Genomic DNA, 21,630 nt, shown 5'->3' on the forward strand with positions numbered 1-21,630 from the left:
CGGCAGCGTGGGTTTATCCGTGCGCCGTTGAACAACCAGAGCTGGTGGCGCAGTTGCCGGGGTTGCTACAGCGCAAGTGAAGACAACACAAAGCAAATGTGGGAGGGGGGCTTGCCCCCGATAGCAGTGGTCAGTCACTAGATACAGTGGCTGACACTCAGCAATCGGGGGCAAGCCCCCTCCCACATTTTTGATCTCCAGTGTTTTGGAGATTGAGGGTTGGATCAGAACGCCGGCTTGATCGCGCCTTTGTACTTCTCTTCGATGAATTGCTTCACTTCGGGTGTGTGCAGGGCTGCAACCAGCTTCTTCACCGCATCCGAATCCTTGTTGTCTTCGCGGGTTACCAGGATGTTCACGTAAGGCGAGTCGTTGCCTTCGATGACCAGTGCGTCCTTGGACGGGTCCAGCTTGGCTTCCAGGGCGTAGTTGGTGTTGATCAGTGCCAGGTCGACCTGGGTCAGCACGCGTGGCAGGGTGGCGGCTTCCAGTTCGCGGAACTTCAGGTTTTTCGGGTTTTCGGTGATGTCCTTGATGGTCGACAGGATGTTGGTCGAGTCCTTCAATTTGATCACGCCGGCTTTGTCCAGCAGCAACAGCGCACGGCCGCCGTTGGTGGCGTCGTTGGGGATCACCACGTTGGCGCCGCTTGGCAGGTCGTCCAGCTTCTTGTACTTGCTGGAGTAGGCGCCCAGGGGCTCCAGATGCACCGCGCCGACGCTCACCAGGTGAGTGCCCTTGGCTTTGTTGAACTCATCCAGGTACGGCTGGTGCTGGAAGAAGTTAGCGTCCAGGCGCTTTTCCGCGACCTGTACGTTGGGCTGTACGTAGTCGGTGAAGACCTTGACCTGAAGATCCACGCCTTCTTTGGCGAGGGCAGGTTTGACGAATTCCAGGATTTCCGCGTGGGGTACCGGCGAAGCCGCGACCGTCAGGGTCTCGGCGTGGGCGGAAAACGCGGCAACGGCGGCGAAAGCAACCAGTAGTTTTTTCATCCAACAAGCTCCTTGTTCGGGCATGTGCCGGCTTTTGGCCGGCAATGGCCGTTATTTTCGAGAAAAGTGCACCACCAGCCTGTCGCCGACGGTTTGCAGAATTTGCACCAGGATCAACAGCATCACCACGGTGACCACCATTACATCGGTCTGAAAACGCTGGTAACCGAAACGGATCGCCAGGTCACCCAGGCCGCCGGCACCGACCACACCGGCCATGGCCGTGTAGGACACCAGTGTAATTGCCGTCACCGTAATCGCCGCGAAGATGCCTGGGCGTGCTTCGGGCAACAGGGCGTTGGTGATGATCTGGCGGGTGGTGGCGCCCATGGACTGGGTGGCTTCGATGATGCCGCGGTCGACTTCACGCAGAGCGGTTTCCACCAGTCGCGCAAAGAACGGCGTAGCGCCTACGACCAGCGGCGGGATCGCCCCGGCCACACCCAGGGAGGTGCCGGTGATCAGTACGGTGAACGGGATCATCACGATCAGCAGGATGATGAACGGCAGCGAGCGCAGGATGTTCACGATCAGCGACAGCAGCGCGTACAGGCCCTTTTGCTCGAACAGCTGGCGCGGGCTGGTCAGGAACAGCAGCACGCCCAGCGGCAGGCCCAGCAGCACAGTGAAGAACAGCGAACCGAACAGCATGATCATGGTGTCGCCGGTGGCGAGCCAGATTTCCGACCAGTCGATATTGGCGAAGAAACTCAGGAAAATTTCCATTAGCGCAGCACCTCCATGTGGACGTCTGCGGCGGTGAAGCGGGCAAAGGCCGCTTCCATGTCACCGCCGGTGACCGCGAGGGTCAGTTGCCCATAGGGGATGTCTTTGATGCGGTCGATACGGCCGGCGAGGATGCTGTAGTCCACCCCGGTCTCGCGGGCGACGGTGCCCAGCAGCGGCGCGTAGGTTGCGTCGCCCTGGAACGTCAGGCGCACGATGCGGCCCGGTACGTGGGCGAAGTCATCACGCTGCTCGCCTTCGTCGACCTGCTCGGCTTCTTGTACAAAGCGCTTGGTGGTCGGGTGCTTGGGGTGCAGGAACACGTCGGCCACCGAGCCTTGCTCGACGATCACGCCGGCGTCCATCACGGCTACCTGGTCGCACACGCGGCGGATCACGTCCATTTCATGGGTGATCAGCACGATGGTCAGTTTCAACTCGCGGTTGATCTCGGCCAGCAGTTGCAGGACCGACGCTGTGGTTTGCGGGTCGAGGGCGCTGGTGGCCTCGTCGCACAGCAGGATCTTTGGCTTGGTCGCCAGGGCGCGTGCGATGCCGACGCGCTGCTTCTGGCCACCGGACAGCTGCGCCGGGTACTTCTTGGCGTGGTCCGACAGGCCGACGCGGGCGAGCAGTTCAGCCACGCGCAGGTCGATGTCCTTGCGCGACAGTTCGCCGGCCAGGGTCAGCGGCAGTGCCACGTTATCAGCGACAGTCTTGGATGCCAGGAGGTTGAAGTGCTGGAAGATCATCCCGACCTGCTGACGGAAACGGCGCAGGCCGTTGGCGTCGAGCGCGGTGACTTCTTCGCCGTCCACCGTGATCTGGCCGCCACTGGGCTCTTCCAGGCGGTTGATCAGGCGCAGCAATGTACTTTTACCCGCACCCGAGTGGCCGATCAGGCCAAACACCTGGCCGTTCTCGACGCGCAGGCTGGTGGGGTGCAGTGCGGGAATATCCTTACCGGCGACGCGGTAGGTTTTATGGACGTTTTGAAACTCGATCACGTAGCGAACCTTGTGGGGCGCATTGAAAAGGGATCAGCGGTTAGCCGGGCGCGCATTTTAGCCTGTCCATCTAGTGTTTCTTAGCATTTATTTCGCATTCAACCTGTGATTTGGCAATAACGCGATCAAAGGTCATAAAAAAGGAACGGCCCAAAACCCCGTCAGTCACTACTTAAGCAACTCGATTTCCCAGGTGCCGTGCCTGGGGTTTTGCTCAAACGAGCCGGGGACCGCTCTGGCCACTTTGAATAAGGAGTTTTGACTGATGAGTACCAAGAAGCCAGCCACCCCGCCGAAGAGTGAACTTGCGGGCACTGATACCCTTGACCGTGGTAACACCAACGCCAAATTGCAAAGCCTGGAACAGTTTCGCTCAGACGCCACTGGCCAAGCCTTGCGCACCAACCAGGGCGTGAAGATTTCCGACAACCAGAACAGCTTGAAGGTCGGCGCCCGCGGGCCTTCGCTGCTGGAAGACTTCATCATGCGTGAAAAGATCACGCACTTTGCCCATGAGCGTATCCCTGAGCGCATCGTGCATGCTCGCGGCACAGGCGCCCATGGCTATTTCCAATCCTACGAGAACCATTCGGCGCTGACTAAAGCCGGTTTCCTACGCGACCCAGGGCATAAAACCCCGGTATTCGTACGTTTTTCCACCGTGCAAGGTCCGCGAGGTTCCGGCGATACGGTGCGTGATGTGCGCGGTTTTGCTGTGAAGTTCTTTACTGATGAAGGCAACTTCGACCTGGTGGGCAACAACATGCCAGTGTTCTTCATTCAGGACGCGATCAAGTTTCCGGACTTCGTGCACGCGGTCAAACCTGAGCCGCACAACGAGATTCCCACCGGCGGCTCGGCCCACGATACCTTTTGGGATTTCGTCTCGCTGCAGCCGGAGTCGGCGCACATGGTGATCTGGGCCATGTCCGACCGTGCGATTCCAAAAAGCCTACGGAGCATGCAGGGCTTCGGCGTACACACCTTTCGCTTTATCAATGCGAAGGGTGAGTCCAATTTCGTCAAGTTCCACTGGCGCCCTACGGTCGGCACCTGCTCCCTGGTGTGGGACGAAGCACAAAAGCTTGCCGGTAAAGACACCGACTACCACCGCCGCGACCTGTGGGAATCCATTGAAGGCGGCGACTATCCCGAGTGGGAACTGGGTGTTCAGGTGATTCCGGAAGACAAGGAACATGCCTTCGACTTTGACATCCTTGACCCCACCAAGCTGATTCCCGAAGAGCTGGTGCCGATTACGCCACTGGGCAAGATGGTGCTCAACCGCAACCCGGATAACTTCTTTGCCGAGGTCGAGCAGGTTGCGTTCTGTCCAGGCCATATCGTGCCGGGGATCGACTTTTCCAACGATCCGTTGCTGCAAGGCCGTCTGTTTTCCTACACCGATACGCAGATCAGTCGACTCGGTGGCCCGAACTTTCACGAGCTGCCCATTAACCGGCCGGTGACGCCGTTTCACAACGGCCAGCGTGATGCCATGCACCGCATCACGGTTGATAAAGGGCGTGCTGCCTACGAGCCGAATTCGATTGATGGCGGCTGGCCGAAAGAAACCCCGCCTGCGGCCCAGGACGGCGGTTTTGAGTCGTATCACGAGCGCATCGATGCCCATAAAGTGCGTGAGCGCAGCGAGTCGTTCGGTGATCATTTCTCCCAGGCGCGCCTGTTTTTCCACAGCATGAGCAAGCACGAGCAGGAGCACATCATCGCCGCCTACAGCTTTGAGCTGGGCAAGGTAGAGCGTGAGTTCATTCGTGCGCGGCAGGTTAACGAGATTCTGGCCAATATTGACTTGGAACTGGCTCAGCGTGTGGCGCAGAACCTGGGTTTGCCGGCGCCGAAAAAAGGCACTGTGCCGCAGCGCGAGTCGTCGTTGGCGCGCTCTCCTGCGTTGAGTCAGGCCAACTTGCTGTCGGGTGATATCAAGACGCGCAAGGTGGCGATCCTGGCTGCCAACGGAGTTGATGGTGCGGCGATTGATGCGTTGAAGAAGGCGCTGGAAGCTGAAGGCGCGCATGCCAAGGTGCTGGGGCCGACGTCGGCACCGGTGACCACGGCGGATGGCAAGCAGGTTGCGGTGGATGCATCCATGGAGGGTTTGCCATCGGTGGCGTTCGATGCGGTGTTCGTCCCGGGCGGCAAAGACTCGGTCAAGGCGTTGAGCGGGGATGGCGTGGCGTTGCACTACCTGCTGGAGGCGTACAAGCATTTGAAGGCGATTGCGGTTGCCAGTGAGGTGAAACCGTTGTTGGACCAGCTCAAGCTTGAAGCGGATGCGGGACTGATCGTCGGCTCGGATGCGAAAGCGTTCAAGGCGTTTTTTGCCGCGATTGCTCAGCATCGGGTTTGGGATCGGGAGGCTAAGGCCAAGGCGATTCCGGCTTAAGTTTTTGGTTGGTTGTTAGATTGCTATCGGGGGCAAGCCCCCTCCCACATTTGAATGTATTCACAGTTCAATTGTGGGAGGGGGCTTGCCCCCGATGCTTTATTGCGCCTTGCGCGGAATCAAAACCACCTGCGCCGGAATGTTCTTCAGAATCTGCCGGTGAATCTTCAGTTCATACGCCGAATCAATGCGCTTCACCCGTTTGGTCAGCAACGTGGCCAACCACGGGTAATCTTCGGTGCGCGGCGCCTGGATGCTCACGTCACACTGGTAATTCACCACGTCGGTGGCGATTGCGTCCAACTGATGGCGCAGTTCTTCGATATTGGTGAGGTTCAAGGCTACCGTGGTGCTGGGTGCTGCCGGGTCGATGACCTTGGCGGCGGGTTTGGCTTCGGCGGCTTTGAGGGCCTCTTCGGCTTTATCCAGCTCGACCTTGCGGGCGTGGGTGATGGCGCTGTTGACGCCGCCGGTCAGGGCCGGTGCCTTGGGCATCAGCGCACGGGCGCGGCTCAGGGCGGTGGCGGCGGCATTGACGTCACCTTTTTGCAGCACGATCTGGCTGCGCTGCAGGTAGGCTTCGGCCAATTGGCGCTGGTAAGGCTCCAGCGTCGGGTCGTTGGGCGATTGGGCCTGCAACGCGGCCAACTGGTCTTCGGCGGTGGCAAGCTCGCTGCTGGCGAGGTTTTGCTCCAGCTGCGCGATGGCCGCAGCACGCGGGTCCGTGGCCTCGGGGGCGGCGGGCGGTGTGCTTTGACAGGCGCCCAGCAGCAGGGAAAATGCGGCAAGGAGCAGATAACGGGAGGTGAACAGCTTCATTCCTGCGACTCTCTATTTGCGCAAAAAGCGAGCAAGTCTACACCCCTCGACGGGGCAGGACAAAACTCAGCAGAAACAGGGCGGCCGCCGCGACCACAATCGACGGCCCAGCCGGCGTGTCCTTGAACCAGGACAACGCCAGGCCCCCGCACACTGCCAGCATCCCCAGCAGGCTGGCGCCAATTGCCATCTGCTCGGGTGAGCGGGCGTGGCGTTGGGCGGCGGCAGCGGGAATGATCAGCAGCGACGTGATCAACAATACGCCGACAATCTTCATCGCGACAGCGATCACCACGGCGATCAACAGCATCAGGGCCATGCGCAAGCCCGATACGGGCAGGCCTTCGACCCTGGCCAGTTCTTCGTGCACCGTGATTGCCAGCAGTGGGCGCCACAGGGCAACCAGCAGCACCAGCACGCGGCACTGCCGCCGAGGATCCAGGCAAGATCGGTGGGGCTGATCGCCAGTAGATCGCCGAACAGATAGGCCATCAGGTCGATGCGCACTTCATGCATGAAACTCAGCACCACCAGGCCCAGGGACAGCGTGCTCGGCGCCAGGATACCCAGCAGGGTGTCCGAGGCCAGTGGCTGGCGCTGTTGCAGGGTCACCAGCAGTACCGCCAGCAGCAGGCAGCCTACGGTCACGGCGATGGTCGGGCTCACATCCAGCAAGAAGCCCATGGCCACGCCCAGCAATGCGGCGTGGGACAAAGTGTCGCCAAAGTACGCCATGCGCCGCCAGACCACGAACGAGCCCAGTGGGCCCGCCACCAGCGCCAGAGCCAAGCCTGCCAGCAGGGCGTAAAGCAGAAAATCAGCCATGCTTGCAGTTATCTCCATGCTTATGGGGAGGGAGGTGGGTGTGAGGGGTGGCCGGATCGTCAACCACCGCGCCATGCAGGTCATGGGCGTGGTCGTGATGGTGGTGGTAGATCGCCAGGCTCTGGGCATTCTTGCCGAACAGTTCGACGAACGCCGGGTCGCCGCTGACTTGCTCCGGGTGGCCGGAGCAGCACACGTGACGGTTAAGGCAGACCACTTGATCGGTGGTGCTCATCACCAGGTGCAAATCGTGGGAGACCATCAGCACGCCGCAGCCGTGGCGGTCGCGCAGACGGGTGATCAGGCTGTACAGCTCGGCTTGTCCGGCGACATCGACGCCCTGTACGGGCTCGTCCAGCACCAGCAGCTCGGGCTCGCGCAACAGGGCGCGGGCCAGCAGCACGCGCTGCATTTCGCCGCCGGAGATGCTTTGCACGGGGCTGTCGATCACCTGTTCGGCACCGACTTCCTTGAGTGCAGCTTGGGCACGCACACGATCTACGCCGGGCACCAGGCGCAGGAAGCGCAGCACGGAGAGCGGCAAGGTTGGATCGACGTGCAGTTTCTGCGGCATGTAGCCGACCCGCAGCTTGGGCTTGCGCCACACGCTGCCGGTGTCGGGCTTGAGCAGGCCCAGCACGGCACGCACCAAGGTGGTCTTGCCAGCGCCATTCGGGCCGATCAGGGTAACGATCTGCCCCGGCTCCACGCTCAGTGCGATGTTATCCAGCACATTTTGCCCGGCAAACGTGACCCCAACCTGCTCCAGGCGGATTAACGCGTTGCTCATCAAGCCCCCTGGCAGCCCGAGCACAGGCCGACCACTTCGACCGTTTGCCCTTCGACCTTGAAACCGACGTCGCGGAGCTTTTGATAATCGCGTCACTGATGCTTTTTTGTTCAAGTTCGATGGCGGCGTGGCACTCGCGGCAGATCAGGAACTGGCCCTGATGCGCGTGTTCCGGATGGTTGCAGCCGACAAAGGCGTTGAGGGAGGCGATGCGGTGCACCAGGCCGTTTTCCAGCAGGAAATCCAGGGCGCGGTACACGGTGGGCGGCGCGGCGCGGCGGCCGTCCTGCTCGCTGAGCACGCCCAGGATGTCATAGGCGCCCAGCGGCTTATGGCTCTGCCACACCAGTTCCAGCACCCGGCGACGCAAGGCGGTAAGGCGCAGACCCTTCTGCGCACAGAGAGTGTCGGCTTCCGACAGCGCGGTGTGCACGCAGTGAGAGTGGTCGTGGGGACGGCTGGCAAGCGGTGTTTTAGGCATGAGCGGCGACAGACATTTGATAGAGACGTTATTATGTTACCCGTTCCTACGCCATTGAGTGGTCATCGTGTCCCGACTTTTTCCCGTTTTTGTCGTTTTTATCACCAGTTTGTTTATCGCAGGCCCAGTTCAGGCCGAGGTCCGGGTACTCACGAGCATCAAGCCACTGCAGCTGATTGCCACGGCTGTGCAGGACGGTGTGGCCGTTCCGGAGGTGCTGTTGCCGCCCGGTGCATCGCCGCATAACTTCGCGTTGCGCCCATCCGACGTACGGCGTGTGCAGTCGGTGGATCTGCTGTACTGGATCGGGCCGGATATGGAGAGTTTTCTGCCTCGTGTGCTGAAAGGTCGCACAGCGACCACGGTAGCGGTGCAAGACCTTCCGGGAATGAAATTGCGTCGTTTCGCCGAAGATAGCCATTCCCACGCCGACGATGCCGACGAACATGATCACGATCACCGCCCAGGCAGCCTGGATGCGCACTTGTGGTTGTCCACGGTGAATGCACGGGTGATCGCGGCGCGCATGGCGGCGGACCTGAGCGCAGCCGATCCGGAGAATGCCGAGCGTTATCAGAGCAATGCGCGAGCTTTTGAGGGTCGATTGGATGCGTTGGATGCCCGACTGAAAAAGCGTATGGCGAGCATCGCTGACAAGCCTTATTTCGTGTTCCATGAAGCCTTTGATTACTTCGAAGAAGCTTACGGCTTGAAGCACGCGGGTGTATTCAGCGTCGCGGCCGAAGTGCAGCCAGGCGCCCAGCATGTGGCAGCAATGCGCACGCGATTGCAGGAAGTGGGCAAGACGTGTGTGTTCAGCGAGCCGCCGTTGCGCCCGCGCCTCGCCGAGACGCTGGTGGCCGGGCTGCCGGTGAAGCTGGCGGAATTGGATGCGTTGGGCGGGTACACACCGGCGACGGCACAGGGTTATGAGCAGGTGCTGGATAAGCTGGGGAATGATTTGGCCGGGTGCCTGGAATCGCTGTAACCCACAGCGCAGATCAAATGTAGGAGGGGGCTTGCCCCCTCCTACATTTTTAGAGCGCGAACGGCAGTTGGATTGTGACCTGCTGGCGTTGCACCAACCTGTGCTCGAACTCGGCGGGATCGTGTATCAATACGTCCTGCCCGGCAAACGACTCTGCGGCAATCAGGCGTGACAGCCAGAACCGCACGCACGCTACGCGCAACATCGTCGGCCACAACTCGGCTTCCTTCGCGGTAAACGGCCGCAGTCCAGCGTAAGCGCCCAACAAAGCACGAGCGCGTTGCCCGTCGATTACGCCATCGGCATCCGAACACCAGTCATTCAGGGCGATGGCCACGTCGTAGAGCATCGGGCCCGAGCAGGCGTTGTAGAAGTCGATCAGGCCCGTCAGGTGCGTGCCTTCGAACATCGCGTTATCACGGAATAAGTCGGCGTGGACGTTGGCGCGTGGCAGGGCGAGGATGTGCGCTTTGTGCGCCGCGATCTCATCCAATGCATCTTGCAGCAGGCGCTGCTGTGCGTCATTCAGGTACGAGATCAACTGCGCGCCTTCGCTGAGCATCCAGTCCAGGCCGCGATCAGTCTTGCGCTCCAGCACCTTCTCGCCTTGGGTCGCCAGGTGCAGGTGGCCAAGCAACTCCCCCACTTGGGCGCAATGCTGGGCGTTGGCGTCCTTGATGTGCTTGCCGGCCAGCCGCGGTTGCAGCAGCGCCGGTTTGCCTTTGAGTTCGCGCAACGCCAGGCCGTCGGTGGTGCGCAGGGCGTAAGGTACGGGCAGGTCGGCGTCGTGGAGCACGTCGAGCAGTTCGATGAAGAACGGCATCTCGGCCACAGGGCCGCGCTCAACCAGGGTCAGCACGAACTCGCCCTGTTCCAGGCTGATAAAGAAATTGGTGTTTTCGCTACCAGCGGCGATCCCCTGGAAGTCAAGCAGGCGGCCGAGCCCGTAAGGGGCGAGAAAGGTTTCCAGCTCGGGCCGAGCCAGGGGGGTGAACACAGACATGGTTAAAACTGCCAGTACGGGCGCGCAGGGTGCGGCGCCAATTGAAGTTAAGAAATCATTTCCATTCGAAGATCTTCCATGACGGGATCAGCATATCCGGCTGGTCAGAGCGGATGAAGTTCGCGTCGGTTCCGTCCGCACGCACCAGGAAATACGGTGGAGCCCCCTTCGGGGTGACCTTGATGGCGTACAGGAAACCATTTTGGCGGTATTCCTGGATGGTTTTGTCGCCTTCCGTGCGAATGGTCACTTCTGGATCGCCCGAAGGCGCATCGTCTGCCGCCAAGGCAGCCATCGGAGCGAGTGCAATCAAGCCAGTGAACAGCAGGCGATTGAATGTACGCATGATAACCTTGTCCCTTTGTTTTCATTGGTCCGGCTATTCTAGCGCCTGACCCGCCGAAAAGGTTGATCCTGCTCATGAGCCAAGCGCCCCTCGTCCTGGTGGACGGTTCTTCTTACCTGTACCGCGCCTTCCACGCGCTGCCACCGCTGACCACCTCCAAAGGCCTGCCGACCGGTGCGGTCAAGGGCGTGTTGAACATGCTCAAAAGCCTGCGCAAGCAGTACCCGGACAGCCCGTTCGCCGTGGTGTTCGACGCCAAGGGTGGGACTTTTCGCGATGACATGTACGCCGAATACAAGGCCAACCGCCCTAGCATGCCTGATGACATGCGCGTGCAGATCGAGCCCCTGCACCAGAGTGTGATCGCCCTGGGCTTTCCGTTGCTGTGTGTCGAAGGCGTCGAGGCCGATGACGTGATCGGCACCCTGGCCCGCAGCAGCGCGGCCGCTGATCGTCCGGTGGTGATCTCCACCGGCGACAAGGACATGGCGCAGTTGGTCGACGGGCACATTACCTTGGTCAACACCATGACCGGTAGCGCCATGGACGTGGACGGCGTAAAGGAGAAATTTGGCGTCGCTCCGGAGCAGATCATCGACTATCTGGCGTTGATGGGCGATTCATCCGACAACATCCCGGGCGTTCCGGGCATTGGTCCCAAGACCGCCTCCGGCTTGCTGGTGGGCGTGAATGGCGGCCTCAAAGAGCTTTATGAGCAGTTGGACATTGTGCCCACCCTGCCGATCCGCGGCGCCAAGACGCTGCCGGCCAAGCTTGAAGAGCACCGGGAGATGGCGTTCCTTTCTTACCAGTTGGCGACGATCAAGATCGATGTGCCGTTGGACGTAGGCCTGGAAGATTTGCACCTGATTGAGCCGGACCGCGAGAAGCTGCTGGAGCTGTACACGCTGCTGGAGTTCAAGAGCTGGATTGATGAGATTCAGCGCGATGCCAAGCGAATTGAGCTGAAGGTGGCGCCTGTTGTTGAGGAAGCCGCTGAGCCCGCTGCACCAGTAGAAGCGTCCTACACCACGATTCTCGACCAAGCCACGTTCGATCTGTGGCTGAAGAAGCTCAACGACGCGAAGTTGTTCGCTTTTGACACCGAAACCACCGGAATCGACGCCCAGCAGGCGCAGTTGGTTGGCGTCTCCTTCGCCGTGCAGCTTCATGAGGCAGCCTATATTCCGCTGACTCACTCCTATATTGGCGCGCCGCAACAGCTTGATCGTGACGCCGTACTGCTGGCATTGAAGCCTTTGCTGGAAGATCCGGCCAAGCTCAAGGTCGGCCAGCACGCCAAGTTCGACATGAACATCCTGGCCAACTGCGCCATCGGCGGCGTCCCGGCAAATGGCATCACTGTGCGCGGCATCGCCTTCGACACAATGCTTGAGTCCTACGTGTTGAACTCCACCGCGACGCGCCATGATATGGACAGCCTGGCCAAGAAGTACCTGGACTACGACACCGTCAGCTTCCAGGACATCGCCGGCAAAGGCGCCAAGCAGCTGACGTTTGACCAGATCGCGCTTGAGCAAGCCGGCCCCTATGCGGCCGAAGATGCGGATGTGACCTTGCGGTTGCACCAGGCGCTGCACGCGCAACTGGCTGCTATCCCGAGCCTGGCCAGTGTGCTGACGGACATCGAGATACCTCTGGTGCCGGTGCTGGCGCGTATCGAACGCCAGGGCGCCTTGGTGGATGCCCAGTTGCTTGGCGTTCAGAGCATCGAGTTGGGCAACAAGATGGTAGAGCTGGAGCGCCAGGCATTCGAGATCGCCGGTGAGGAATTCAACCTGGGCTCGCCCAAGCAGCTCGGGGCGATTCTCTATGAAAAGCTGGGCCTGCCGGTACTGAAGAAGACGGGCAAGGGGCAGGCGTCTACTGCCGAAGAAGTGCTGGCCAAGCTGGCCGAAGATGATTACCCGCTGCCCAAGGTGCTGATGCAGTACCGCAGCATGAGCAAGCTGAAAAGCACTTACACCGATCGCCTGCCGGAGCAGATCAACCCGCGCACCGGGCGGGTCCACACCTCTTATCATCAGGCCGTGGCGGCAACCGGGCGCTTGTCTTCCAGTGACCCGAACCTGCAGAACATCCCCGTGCGTACCGCCGAAGGGCGGCGCATTCGTCAGGCATTCGTGGCGCCACAGGGCTACAAACTGCTGGCGGCGGACTATTCGCAGATCGAACTGCGGATCATGGCGCACTTGTCCAGGGACGAGGGGTTGATGAATGCGTTCCGCAACGATCTGGACGTGCACACCGCCACGGCGGCCGAGGTGTTTAAGGTTGAATTGGCCGAGGTCACGTCCAATCAGCGGCGCAGCGCCAAGGCGATCAACTTTGGCCTGATCTACGGCATGGGCGCGCAAAAACTCGGCAAGGACATCGGCGTCGATACCAAGACAGCCAAGGCCTATATCGACGTGTACTTTGCCCGCTACCCTGGAGTTCGCGAATACATGGAGCGCACCCGCGCCCAGGCTGCCGACCAGGGTTATGTAGAGACCTTCTTCGGTCGCCGGCTGTATCTGCCGGATATCAACTCCAATAAGCCTCAGGAGCGCGCGGCCGCAGAACGCACGGCGATCAACGCGCCGATGCAGGGCACCGCAGCGGACATCATCAAAAAAGCCATGGTGCTGGTGGACAACTGGCTGACCGACTCGGGCCTGGATGCCAAGGTGATCCTGCAGGTACACGACGAATTGGTGCTGGAGGTGCGAGAGGATCTGGTCGCGCAAGTCAGCGAGAAGATTCGCGAACACATGAGCGCGGCAGCACAGTTGGATGTGCCCTTGGTTGTCGACGTGGGCGTGGGCGATAACTGGGACGAAGCCCACTGATCTCGGGCATTTGCCACCACCGAGCGTGGTGGCAGAGTGCTTTAGTTCAGAAGTCGCCGTGGGTTATTTCCAATAGTTTTTTGATCCTGCCGGAACTTAACCCGTGAAGTGCTACTCAGAGTTACTGAATGGGTGGTGAAGCCCTTCAATGCTCCTATGTTGTGTTAAGTGTTGGCAGATATCTGGACCCCGCCCTAGCGGTCCAGTACTTGAACCCCGAACTTCCCCTCCCCATACGAAGTCCGGGGTTTTTTTTGCCCCCAAGAAAGTGAATCGCGAGAGTTACTCCGCGATTTCCGCGCCCTTGTCCGCCAATTCCATCCAGCCGGCCAGCACGGTGTACGCGTCTTCCAGGCCCATGCGCTTAGGCGCCGAGAACAGCTGGATGGTGATCGCATCGCCCCAACCCTTGCGGATTTCTGACTGCACTTTGAGCAGCGTGTTCTTGGCGGCGCCGTAGGTCAGCTTGTCGGCCTTGGTCAGCAGGATATGCATCGGCATGCCGCTGGCGACGGCCCAGTCGAGCATTAGCAGGTCGAAATCGGTCATTGGATGACGGATGTCCATCATCAGAATCAACCCCTTCAAACTCTCCCGGCCACCCAGGTAAGCCTCCAGGTGACGCTGCCAGTGCAGCTTCAGCGGGATAGGTACTTTTGCATAACCGTAGCCCGGCAGGTCGACCAGACGCCGATCATCGTCTAGCTTGAAGAAATTGAGCAGTTGCGTGCGACCCGGGGTTTTCGAGGTGCGCGCGAGGCTGGCGTGGGTCAGGGTGTTCAGCGCGCTGGACTTGCCGGCGTTGGAACGGCCGGCAAAGGCGACTTCAAAGCCCTCGTCATCGGGGCATTGGTCCACTTTGGCGGCGCTGAGCATGAAGGTGGACTGTTGGCACAGGCCGAGGATGGGATTCTTGAGTTGCATGAGATTTCCGATGTGGGCGGTGCCGAGAAAGGGTGCGGCAAGCGGTGTCGTTTCCGTTTCAGTAGCGCCAGTATATAATGCCGCAGATTTTGTGTGTGCTTTGTCCCAGCGAAGGATGAAGTACACGGGAGCGAAAGACCTTTATTGCGCATTAGAACGCAAAACGCTCTCAAACCCTGAAAAGGTCGATGTATGACCTGATGGTTGCTCGCTTTTGGTGCCCTGATCCCGCTTTAAGGCGCTCAGGCTACACAGGAACCGGAAGCGCTGTACAACCGAGTTTGCGTGGCTACGCTGATGCAGCACGTGACCCAGGGTTTCAAGGCAATGCCGCCGCGTGGTTTGTGCATGGACTGCAGTACTGAGGATTACCAGGCCGTCATTGAGTTGACGGTGAGTAAACCCGGTAGATAACTCTTAAACCCTTAGCCGTAGTTGGATTAGCTGATGAACAAACTGATCGTGAGTCTGCTGTTGACCATGGGCATCACTGGCGCTGCCGTCGCTGCAGAGGGCCCCCTTAAAGGTGATGCCGCTGCCGGTCAAGCGAAAGCCGCCGTATGTGGTGCTTGCCACGGCCCGGATGGCAACAGTCCGGCGCCGAACTTTCCCAAACTGGCGGGCCAGGGTGAACGCTACCTGACCAAGCAGATGCAGGATATCAAGAGCGGCAAGCGCACGGTGCTGGAAATGACCGGCCTGCTGGCGAACTCCAGCGATCAGGACCTGGCAGACATCGCGGCGTATTTTGCCAAGCAGAAAGGCAGCGTGGGAGCTGCCGATCCTAAATTGGTAGCCCGCGGCGAGAAGCTGTTCCGCGGCGGCAATCTGCAAGACGGCCTCCCAGCCTGCACCGGCTGCCATTCGCCGAATGGCGCAGGTATTGAGGCTGCGGCGTTTCCTCACTTGAGTGGCCAGCACGCTCAATACATCGCCAAGCAACTGACGGATTTCCGCAAGGAAGAAGGTGGCCGGGCCAACGATGGCGACGCAATGATCATGCGCACCATTGCCCGCAAGCTGAGCGACGAAGACATCGCAGCCCTCTCCAGTTACATCCAGGGCCTGCACTAAGCGCCTGCAACGTTAACACTCGATTAATCCCGCGATGCAAGCATAAAAAGGGTGGCCCAGGCCGCCCTTTTTTGTGGCCGGTGCCGTTACACTAACGAACTCATGCCCGCGTAGACCTGTCACACCTAAAGGTCGCGTGAGGCGACTTTATTTGTCCAGGAGTAAAGCATGCGTAATCTGATCCTCAGCGCCGCTCTCGTCACTGCCAGCCTCTTCGGCATGACCGCGCAAGCTGCCGACGTGCCGCTTGAAGCCGGTAAAACCTACGTTGAATTGACCAACCCAGTGCCTGTCTCGGTGCCGGGCAAAGTCGAAGTGGTAGAGCTGTTCTGGTATGGCTGCCCGCATTGCTACGCGTTTGAGCCGGTCATCAACCCATGGGTTGAGAAGCTGCCTAAAGACGTGAACTTCAAGCGCATCCCGGCCATGTTCGGCGGCCCATGGGATGCCCACGGCCAACTGTTCCTGACCCTCGAAGCCATGGGTGTGGAGCACAAGGTCCATAACGCGGTATTCAATGCGATCCAGAAAGAAGGCAAGCGCCTGACCAAGCCAGACGAAATGGCTGACTTCGTTGCGACCCAAGGTGTCGACAAGGACAAGTTCCTGGCCACCTTCAACTCGTTCGCCATCCAGGGCCAGATCAAGCAGGCCAAGGAACTGGCGCAGAAGTACGGCGTGCAAGGCGTACCGACCATGATCGTCAACGGCAAGTACCGTTTCGACCTGGGCACCACTGGCGGTCCTGAAAATACCCTCAACGTTGCCGACCAGCTGATCGCCAAAGAGCGCGCAGCGAAGTAAGGGGCTTCCCATGCGCCGCTGGGGTACCACCGAACGTGTCGTTGGCCTGCATGATCCGCAGGTCAATGAACATCATCTGGAATCGACAGGCTTGCCGGCAGACAATCGCCTGCGCCTGCTCAGTTTCAATATCCAGGTTGGTAACAGTACCGAGAAGTACCGGCACTACCTCACCCGTGGCTGGCAGCACTTGCTGCCCCACAACGGGCGGGCCGGTAACCTGCAGAAGATCGGCGACCTGTTGAATGATTTCGACCTGGTCGCCTTGCAGGAAGCCGACGGCGGCAGCATTCGCTCGGGCTACATCAATCAGGTGGAGCATCTGGCCCACCTTGGGGCTTTCCCCTACTGGTATCAGCAACTCAATCGCAACCTCGGGCGCCTGGCGCAGCACAGCAATGGGGTGCTCAGCCGCTTGAAACCAACCGCCATCGAAGATCATCCGTTGCCGGGCCCCAAGGGGCGTGGGGCGATCCTCGTGCGTTTCGGCGAAGGGCCTGAAGCCTTGGTGGTGGTGATGATGCACCTGGCACTTGGCGGGCGTACGCGCAACCTGCAGTTGGCTTACGTGCGCGAGTTGATAGGCAAATACAAGCACCAGGTACTGATGGGGGATATGAACACTCACGCCAACGACCTGCTGCAGAATTCCCCGTTGCGCGACCTCGGGCTGCTGGCGCCGCAAGTCGAGGCCACGTTTCCCAGCTGGCGCCCGCAGCGCTGTCTTGACCATATCCTGCTCAGCCCGAGCCTTACACTGGAACGTGTGCAGGTGCTGGCTCAGCCCATTTCCGATCACCTGCCGGTCGCGGTAGAGATTCGTCTGCCGGGTTCGCTCACGGCTGATGCATTACCCGCATTGAGCCCAGGCACCAGCGGACCCCTTGCATGAGCGACGACGCCCAGCGCTGGAAAGAAAAATACCTGTTAAGCATCGAGCAACAAGAAAAGCTCGAACGGCGTTGGGCTGCCCGTCTCGACCTGCTGCGCCGTGGGCTGGTGCGCAGCACGCTGGCGGCGGAGGGTACCGACCGCGCCGTTGACCAATGCATGAAGGAAATGCGCGATGTGGTGCGCACCGACGACATGGACGCCGCCCTCGCCGCCTTGCTACCGCGCCTGGAAAAGGCCGTGCTCGAATCTGAGCAACGCCGCGAAACCCGTGTCGATCAGATCAGCACCGCGCTGACGTCACTGGTCACGCAATTGCAAAAGTTGCCGCTGCCCCGTGAGGTGGCACGTCCGCTGAAGACCTTTGCCAAGCAGTTGGACAGCCGCGTCAGCCAGGCCCGTGAGATTCCTCTGTTGCTCAGCGAGTTGAGCGGCTTGCAAGGGCAGGCCCTGAATAACCTGGAGCCGGACGGTGAAACCACGCGTCCTGGGCCAGGTTTGTTGCAGCGTTTGTTTGGTGCCAAGGAAGCCGCGAGCGAAGCGCTAGCCAGCGAGCCTGTTGCCAGCCCATCCCCGCCGCCCGTTGTACCCAAGCCCTGCGCTGAGCCTCAGGAGCCCGAACAATCCCAGGAACTGACGCAAGCCTTGCGGGCCTTTGCACCTGCGGCTCAGGAAACGGTGGCGGCACAACCCGAGCCTGCCAAGGCTGCCAGTGAAACGTTCGTGTATGAGGCGCCTGCGCAGAGGACCGAAGAGGCTGCGCCTGTCGCCCAAGTGCCAGCGAATCAGGAGACTGCGCGACAGGTGGAAGAATCCTCTGCCGAAAGCGCTCTCGCCGCCTTTATCGAGACGCCATCGGTTGCAGTCGAGACGCCAGATGAGACCGTTATCGGCAGTCTCTCGCTCCCGCCTGTACTGGAGGCTGAAGAGTTGGACCCCGATGAGCTGCAGTCGGACGGTCCCTATTCCCTGCCGGACTCCCCCGAGCCGTCCTACAGCTCTGTGGCCAAGCATATTGAAGACACCCTGCTCGGCCTGCTGGAAGAGCTGTCCCTGCCCGAGCGCCATCAGCCACAAGCCGAAGCCATGCGCGAGCGTCTGGCCCACGGTTTGAACTGGTACGAACTGCTGCCGATCCTCGACGATCTGGCGGTGTTGATGCTGGCGATCACCGACAGCGGCCAGCACGAGTTCGAGGCCTACCTTAAACAGCTTAACGAGCGTCTCGAGGCCTTCCAGGGCCATCTGCAAGTGGCCAGTGACGGCCATGCCGACAGCCACTCCGCCGCCAGGGAGCTGGACACGCAGATTCGCGAACAGGTCGACGGCCTGCAAAGCAGCGTGCAGGAAGCAGCGGACCTGGACAGCCTCAAGCAGGTGCTGGAAAGCCATCTTGAAGGTTTGCTCGGCACCATGGACGAGCACCAGCAGCAGCGTGACCAGCGTGAGCAGGAAGTCACGGCGCGCTTGAAAGGGCTGGCCGAGCGGGTTGCCAATATGGAGCAGGAAGCCCAGGGCTATCGTGAGCACCTGGAGGTGCAGCGCCAGAAAGCCCTGATCGATCCGCTCACCGGCTTGCCCAACCGCGCCGCCTGGAGCGAACGCCTCGATCAGGAGGTCAATGCCTGGCACCAGCATGGCAATAGCCTGTCGCTGGCGATGTTGGACCTTGATCACTTCAAGCGTATCAACGATGGCTACGGCCACCTGGCCGGTGACAAGGTGTTGAAGATCATCGCCAATGTGCTGCGCAAGCGCCTGCGGCCCAACGACTTTATCGCGCGGTTTGGCGGTGAGGAGTTTGTGTTGCTGATGCCCAACTCATCCCTGTCGGACGCCTTGGGCGTGGGTGAAGTGCTGCGTGCCGCCATTGAGGCGTGCCCGTTCCACTTCAAAGGCGAGCCGGTGACCATCACGGTATCCATGGGGGTGGCGCAATTGCAGCCGGGTGAGCGCAGTGATCTGGCGCTCAAGCGTGCAGATGAGGCGTTGTATCGAGCCAAGGCGGCGGGGCGTAATCAGGTGCAGGCGGCGTAAAAGATGTTCCATTTTGTAATTTGACCGTCTGACCACGGACGGTACGTTACACTGTTGCATTATCGTCTTCAGCGTACCGTCTACCGCCATGAAATCCCTGTACTTCGCCTTTGTGTTTCTCCTGCTCGCCGGCTGCGCCAGCGGTCCCCGCCTGGACACCAGCCACCCTTCGGCGAACCACGACAACCGTGTGCAGTTCGTGGTCGTCCACTACACCTCCACCAATCTTGAGCGATCCCTGGCCCTGCTGACCCATGGCGAGGTCAGCGCGCATTACCTGATCGGCGACGACGCCTCCGCTACCATCTACAAGCTGGTAGATGAAAGCCAGCGCGCCTGGCACGCAGGAGAAAGCGAGTGGATGGGGCGTACCTGGCTCAACTCCAGCTCCATTGGGATCGAAATTGTAAACCCTGGCTATAAGGACACGCCCACTGGCCGCCTGTGGTACCCGTATTCCGAGGCCCAGGTGAAATCGCTGGTGGTGTTGCTCAAGGACATCAGCAAGCGCAATGGCATCGATCCCAAGAACATCATCGGTCACAGCGATATAGCACCGTTGCGCAAACTGGATCCGGGTCCGTTGTTCCCCTGGAAGCGTCTGGCCGATGAAGGTCTTGGTGTGTGGCCGGATGCCCAGGCCGTTGCGCGTTTGCAGGTGCAATATGCTGCTGAACTGCCGAGCATTGCCTGGTTTCAGGAAGAGTTGGCGCTGCTCGGTTACCCGACGCCCCAGACCGGTGAGCTGGATGTCGCCACGCGCCATGTAATCGCGGCGTTCCAGATGCGTTTCCGGCCTTCCCTGTTCGTTGGCGAGCCGGATGCCGAGAGTGCCGCCATCCTGCGTGTCCTCAACCGGCGCTAAGTTTTAAAGCGGTAACGCCATGTAGAACTGCGTACCCTGCCCCGGCCGCGAATACACGCCCATGCGGCCGCCGTGCAATTGCACGATCTCCTTGCACAGCGCGAGCCCCAGGCCGGCGCCGCCTTTCTTGCGGCCCACCTGGACGAAGGGTTCGAAAATGCGCCCCTGCTGGCCATAGGCGATGCCTTCGCCGTTGTCTTCGACACTGATGATGACCCGCTCGCCATGGCGCCGCGCCTGCAGATGAATCTGCCCGCCGTCGGCGGTGTGACGCAAGGCATTGCCCAGCAGGTTGTCGAGCACGCGCTCCAGTTGCGCTTGGTCGGCATACAGGCGCGGCAGGCCGGATTGGACTTCTACCAGCAACTCGATCCGCTGCGCGTTGGCGGGCTCCACAAAGCGTGCACGAGCATGTTCGAGCAGATCGGTCACGTCGCACGGCCCCAGGGTGAGTTTCTGCAAGCCGTTCTGGTAACGCGAAAAGTTGAGCAAGTCGTTGATCAACTGCATCAGGCGCTGCATTTCTTCATTGACCGTATCCAGCAGGTCCGCTTCGCGGGACTCCGCCGGAAATTTCGCACGTTCGCGGAACAGGCCGAATGCCATGTGCATGCCGGTCACCGGCGTGCGCAGTTCATGGGAGGCGCGCAGGACGAATTCGCTGCGTACCCGTTCGAAGGCGCGCTGTTCGGTGACGTCGTGCAGCACCATCACGGCGCCGAGAATATGCCCTTCGGTATGGCTGACCGGTGTGAGGCTGTAGGTCAGCAGACGCAGTTCGCCCTCGACTTCCACCTCCAGATCGTCCGGCGCCCGCTCCAGGTTGCCTCCGCGCAGCACCAGTTGTAGCTGCTCGTCCAGCTCCGGGCGTATCAGCGCCTCGCCAAGGCCTTGGCCGAGGCGTTCCTCGTCCCAGCCCAACTGGCGCTGCGCGACGGGGTTGAGGTGCTCCAGGCGGCCTTGGCGGTCAATCATCAGCAGGCCATCGTCGATGCTGTCGAGCACGGCTTGCAGGCGCTGCTGGCCGGCCAGCAGTTCATCGACGTTGGTCGCTTGATGCTGGCGCACCGCTTCGGCCATGAGACCGAAGCGGCGGGTCAGCAAGTTCATTTCTGCCGCTGAAGAGATCGGCAGCGTCACTTCGAAATCGCCTTGACCGATCTTGTCCGCCGCTTTGGCCAGCGCTTCAATCGGTCCGCCAAACCGCCGGGCGATACCGTGGGCCGTGACAAAGCCGATGATCAGTACCGCAAGCCCCACCAACCCCAGCAAACCCGCGATCAACAAGGCCCGCTCGCGGGATTTGTGCTCGCTGGCGCTGATGTTTTCCAGGGCTTGTTTATGTTCTGCAATCAGCCCGTTGCGCAGCACATTGAAAGTTTCGGTCAGTCTTTGCTTGCTGTCTGGCGGCGGCGAGGCTTGCTGGGATTGATCGAATGCCTCAAGCAAGTCCTGGTACTGGAGGCGCGCCTGGCTGAAACCGTTGCCACGGCCATCGCGCTGCTCGTGGGCGATCCCTTCGTCCAGCAAGTCGAAGTAACGCTTTTTGGAGGCTTGCAACGCCTCGGGGTCGGGGCGCTGCTCCAGCATCATGATCAACTGGTCGCCCAGGCTCTGGCGCAGTTTAAGCCCCAGGTCCAGGGTGACGAAGTTGCTGCGGATCAGCGATTCCTGGGTCTTGGCCATCTGCATCACGCTGACCAGGCCCAGGATCAGGCCCAGCAAGGCGACGGTGATCAGCGCTGAGATGCTCAGGAACAGCCGAGTGCGCAGCTTCATCGCTAGCTTCATAGGGT

17 protein-coding genes and 3 pseudogenes are annotated in these 21,630 nt (G+C 60.5%); 9 read left to right on the forward strand and 11 right to left on the reverse strand.

The genetic code is table 11. The features are described 5' to 3' along the window. Nucleotides 1–224: 224 nt before the first annotated feature. The 3 genes from IQK56_RS11160 to IQK56_RS11170 are packed head-to-tail and all read right to left on the reverse strand — an operon-like array spanning nt 225 to nt 2,728. Complete coding sequence (locus tag IQK56_RS11160; protein WP_122305550.1) at nt 225–995, reverse strand: MetQ/NlpA family ABC transporter substrate-binding protein; 771 nt, start codon at nt 993–995, stop codon at nt 225–227. Between the two features lie 51 nt (nt 996–1,046). Then, nucleotides 1,047–1,721 carry a methionine ABC transporter permease gene (locus tag IQK56_RS11165; RefSeq protein ID WP_032885064.1) on the reverse strand — a complete coding sequence of 225 codons (675 nt, stop codon included), beginning with the start codon at nt 1,719–1,721 and terminating at the stop codon, nt 1,047–1,049. After that, nucleotides 1,721–2,728: a methionine ABC transporter ATP-binding protein gene (locus IQK56_RS11170; RefSeq protein ID WP_032885062.1), complete on the reverse strand. Its 1,008-nt coding sequence runs from the start codon at nt 2,726–2,728 to the stop codon at nt 1,721–1,723. The genes IQK56_RS11165 and IQK56_RS11170 overlap by 1 nt, the downstream gene beginning before the upstream one ends. A gap of 265 nt (nt 2,729–2,993) precedes the next feature. Here IQK56_RS11170 and katE point away from each other — a divergent pair, with 265 nt between their 5' ends. Continuing rightward, nucleotides 2,994–5,135, forward strand: a complete 2,142-nt coding sequence (katE, locus tag IQK56_RS11175; protein WP_193864281.1) for a catalase HPII — start codon at nt 2,994–2,996, stop codon at nt 5,133–5,135. 99 nt (nt 5,136–5,234) lie between these two features. On the opposite strand, the gene IQK56_RS11180 is transcribed toward katE, so the two are convergent. The 4 genes and pseudogenes from IQK56_RS11180 to zur all read right to left on the reverse strand — a co-directional run bounded on the left by IQK56_RS11180 (nt 5,235) and on the right by zur (nt 8,050). Then, entirely contained in the window at nt 5,235–5,954 is a 720-nt protein-coding gene (locus tag IQK56_RS11180; RefSeq protein ID WP_122305547.1) for a PA5502 family lipoprotein, read from the reverse strand. Nucleotides 5,955–5,991: 37 nt separating this feature from the next. After that, a pseudogene (gene znuB / locus IQK56_RS11185) lies at nt 5,992–6,779 on the reverse strand (zinc ABC transporter permease subunit ZnuB). Continuing rightward, a complete protein-coding gene (znuC, locus tag IQK56_RS11190) occupies nt 6,772–7,569 on the reverse strand; it encodes a zinc ABC transporter ATP-binding protein ZnuC (RefSeq protein WP_112192861.1) in 798 nt (265 codons plus the stop codon). Before znuC ends, znuB begins: the two are co-directional and overlap by 8 nt. Further along, nucleotides 7,569–8,050: pseudogene (zur, locus tag IQK56_RS11195) on the reverse strand (zinc uptake transcriptional repressor Zur). Before zur ends, znuC begins: the two are co-directional and overlap by 1 nt. A gap of 58 nt (nt 8,051–8,108) precedes the next feature. Here zur and IQK56_RS11200 point away from each other — a divergent pair. Further along, a complete protein-coding gene (locus IQK56_RS11200; RefSeq protein WP_193863678.1) occupies nt 8,109–9,038 on the forward strand; it encodes a metal ABC transporter solute-binding protein, Zn/Mn family in 930 nt (309 codons plus the stop codon). A gap of 49 nt (nt 9,039–9,087) precedes the next feature. Here IQK56_RS11200 and IQK56_RS11205 read toward each other — a convergent pair whose 3' ends face one another. Both IQK56_RS11205 and IQK56_RS11210 read right to left on the reverse strand, forming a co-directional pair. Further along, nucleotides 9,088–10,041: a homoserine kinase gene (locus IQK56_RS11205; protein WP_193863679.1), complete on the reverse strand. Its 954-nt coding sequence runs from the start codon at nt 10,039–10,041 to the stop codon at nt 9,088–9,090. Between the two features lie 55 nt (nt 10,042–10,096). Beyond that, nucleotides 10,097–10,387: a DUF2782 domain-containing protein gene (locus tag IQK56_RS11210; protein ID WP_122305544.1), complete on the reverse strand. Its 291-nt coding sequence runs from the start codon at nt 10,385–10,387 to the stop codon at nt 10,097–10,099. Between the two features lie 74 nt (nt 10,388–10,461). Between IQK56_RS11210 and polA the strand changes: the two genes are divergently transcribed. After that, entirely contained in the window at nt 10,462–13,239 is a 2,778-nt protein-coding gene (polA, locus tag IQK56_RS11215) for a DNA polymerase I (protein WP_193863680.1), read from the forward strand. A 282-nt stretch (nt 13,240–13,521) separates the two neighbouring features. Here polA and yihA read toward each other — a convergent pair whose 3' ends face one another. Next, nucleotides 13,522–14,163 carry a ribosome biogenesis GTP-binding protein YihA/YsxC gene (gene yihA, locus IQK56_RS11220; protein ID WP_042943980.1) on the reverse strand — a complete coding sequence of 214 codons (642 nt, stop codon included), beginning with the start codon at nt 14,161–14,163 and terminating at the stop codon, nt 13,522–13,524. A gap of 204 nt (nt 14,164–14,367) precedes the next feature. On the opposite strand from yihA, the pseudogene IQK56_RS31505 reads away from it, so the two are divergent. The 6 genes and pseudogenes from IQK56_RS31505 (at nt 14,368) to IQK56_RS11245 (ending at nt 19,834) form a co-directional block, all read left to right on the forward strand. Then, nucleotides 14,368–14,577 (forward strand): annotated as a pseudogene (locus IQK56_RS31505) (c-type cytochrome). 33 nt (nt 14,578–14,610) lie between these two features. Next, entirely contained in the window at nt 14,611–15,237 is a 627-nt protein-coding gene (locus tag IQK56_RS11225; RefSeq protein WP_193863681.1) for a c-type cytochrome, read from the forward strand. A 168-nt stretch (nt 15,238–15,405) separates the two neighbouring features. Continuing rightward, complete coding sequence (gene dsbA / locus IQK56_RS11230; protein ID WP_122305541.1) at nt 15,406–16,041, forward strand: thiol:disulfide interchange protein DsbA; 636 nt, start codon at nt 15,406–15,408, stop codon at nt 16,039–16,041. Between the two features lie 10 nt (nt 16,042–16,051). Continuing rightward, nucleotides 16,052–16,933 (forward strand): endonuclease/exonuclease/phosphatase family protein, encoded by an 882-nt coding sequence (locus IQK56_RS11235; protein WP_099586208.1) that lies wholly within the window; start codon nt 16,052–16,054, stop codon nt 16,931–16,933. Then, a complete protein-coding gene (locus tag IQK56_RS11240) occupies nt 16,930–18,969 on the forward strand; it encodes a GGDEF domain-containing protein (RefSeq protein ID WP_193863682.1) in 2,040 nt (679 codons plus the stop codon). Before IQK56_RS11235 ends, IQK56_RS11240 begins: the two co-directional genes overlap by 4 nt. A gap of 88 nt (nt 18,970–19,057) precedes the next feature. Continuing rightward, nucleotides 19,058–19,834, forward strand: coding sequence for an N-acetylmuramoyl-L-alanine amidase (locus tag IQK56_RS11245; protein WP_122305539.1), 777 nt, complete (start codon nt 19,058–19,060; stop codon nt 19,832–19,834). Between the two features lie 3 nt (nt 19,835–19,837). Here the strand turns inward: IQK56_RS11245 and IQK56_RS11250 are convergent, their stop codons facing one another. Beyond that, complete coding sequence (locus IQK56_RS11250) at nt 19,838–21,625, reverse strand: ATP-binding protein (protein ID WP_150674593.1); 1,788 nt, start codon at nt 21,623–21,625, stop codon at nt 19,838–19,840. Nucleotides 21,626–21,630: the final 5 nt, after the last annotated feature.

This window comes from Pseudomonas cyclaminis (assembly GCF_015163715.1).
Classification (GTDB): Bacteria; Pseudomonadota; Gammaproteobacteria; order Pseudomonadales; family Pseudomonadaceae; genus Aquipseudomonas; species Aquipseudomonas cyclaminis.

Bases quoted from the DNA above. Each gene is read 5' to 3' on its own strand.
- IQK56_RS11160 (WP_122305550.1), bottom strand. From the start codon at position 995: ATGAAAAAACTACTGGTTGCTTTCGCCGCCGTTGCCGCGTTTTCCGCC.
- IQK56_RS11165 (WP_032885064.1), bottom strand. From the start codon at position 1,721: ATGGAAATTTTCCTGAGTTTCTTCGCCAATATCGACTGGTCGGAAATC.
- katE (WP_193864281.1), top strand. From the start codon at position 2,994: ATGAGTACCAAGAAGCCAGCCACCCCGCCGAAGAGTGAACTTGCGGGC.
- IQK56_RS11180 (WP_122305547.1), bottom strand. From the start codon at position 5,954: ATGAAGCTGTTCACCTCCCGTTATCTGCTCCTTGCCGCATTTTCCCTG.
- znuC (WP_112192861.1), bottom strand. From the start codon at position 7,569: ATGAGCAACGCGTTAATCCGCCTGGAGCAGGTTGGGGTCACGTTTGCC.
- IQK56_RS11205 (WP_193863679.1), bottom strand. From the start codon at position 10,041: ATGTCTGTGTTCACCCCCCTGGCTCGGCCCGAGCTGGAAACCTTTCTC.
- IQK56_RS11210 (WP_122305544.1), bottom strand. From the start codon at position 10,387: ATGCGTACATTCAATCGCCTGCTGTTCACTGGCTTGATTGCACTCGCT.
- polA (WP_193863680.1), top strand. From the start codon at position 10,462: ATGAGCCAAGCGCCCCTCGTCCTGGTGGACGGTTCTTCTTACCTGTAC.
- yihA (WP_042943980.1), bottom strand. From the start codon at position 14,163: ATGCAACTCAAGAATCCCATCCTCGGCCTGTGCCAACAGTCCACCTTC.
- IQK56_RS11225 (WP_193863681.1), top strand. From the start codon at position 14,611: ATGAACAAACTGATCGTGAGTCTGCTGTTGACCATGGGCATCACTGGC.
- dsbA (WP_122305541.1), top strand. From the start codon at position 15,406: ATGCGTAATCTGATCCTCAGCGCCGCTCTCGTCACTGCCAGCCTCTTC.
- IQK56_RS11235 (WP_099586208.1), top strand. From the start codon at position 16,052: ATGCGCCGCTGGGGTACCACCGAACGTGTCGTTGGCCTGCATGATCCG.
- IQK56_RS11240 (WP_193863682.1), top strand. From the start codon at position 16,930: ATGAGCGACGACGCCCAGCGCTGGAAAGAAAAATACCTGTTAAGCATC.
- IQK56_RS11245 (WP_122305539.1), top strand. From the start codon at position 19,058: ATGAAATCCCTGTACTTCGCCTTTGTGTTTCTCCTGCTCGCCGGCTGC.
- IQK56_RS11250 (WP_150674593.1), bottom strand. From the start codon at position 21,625: ATGAAGCTAGCGATGAAGCTGCGCACTCGGCTGTTCCTGAGCATCTCA.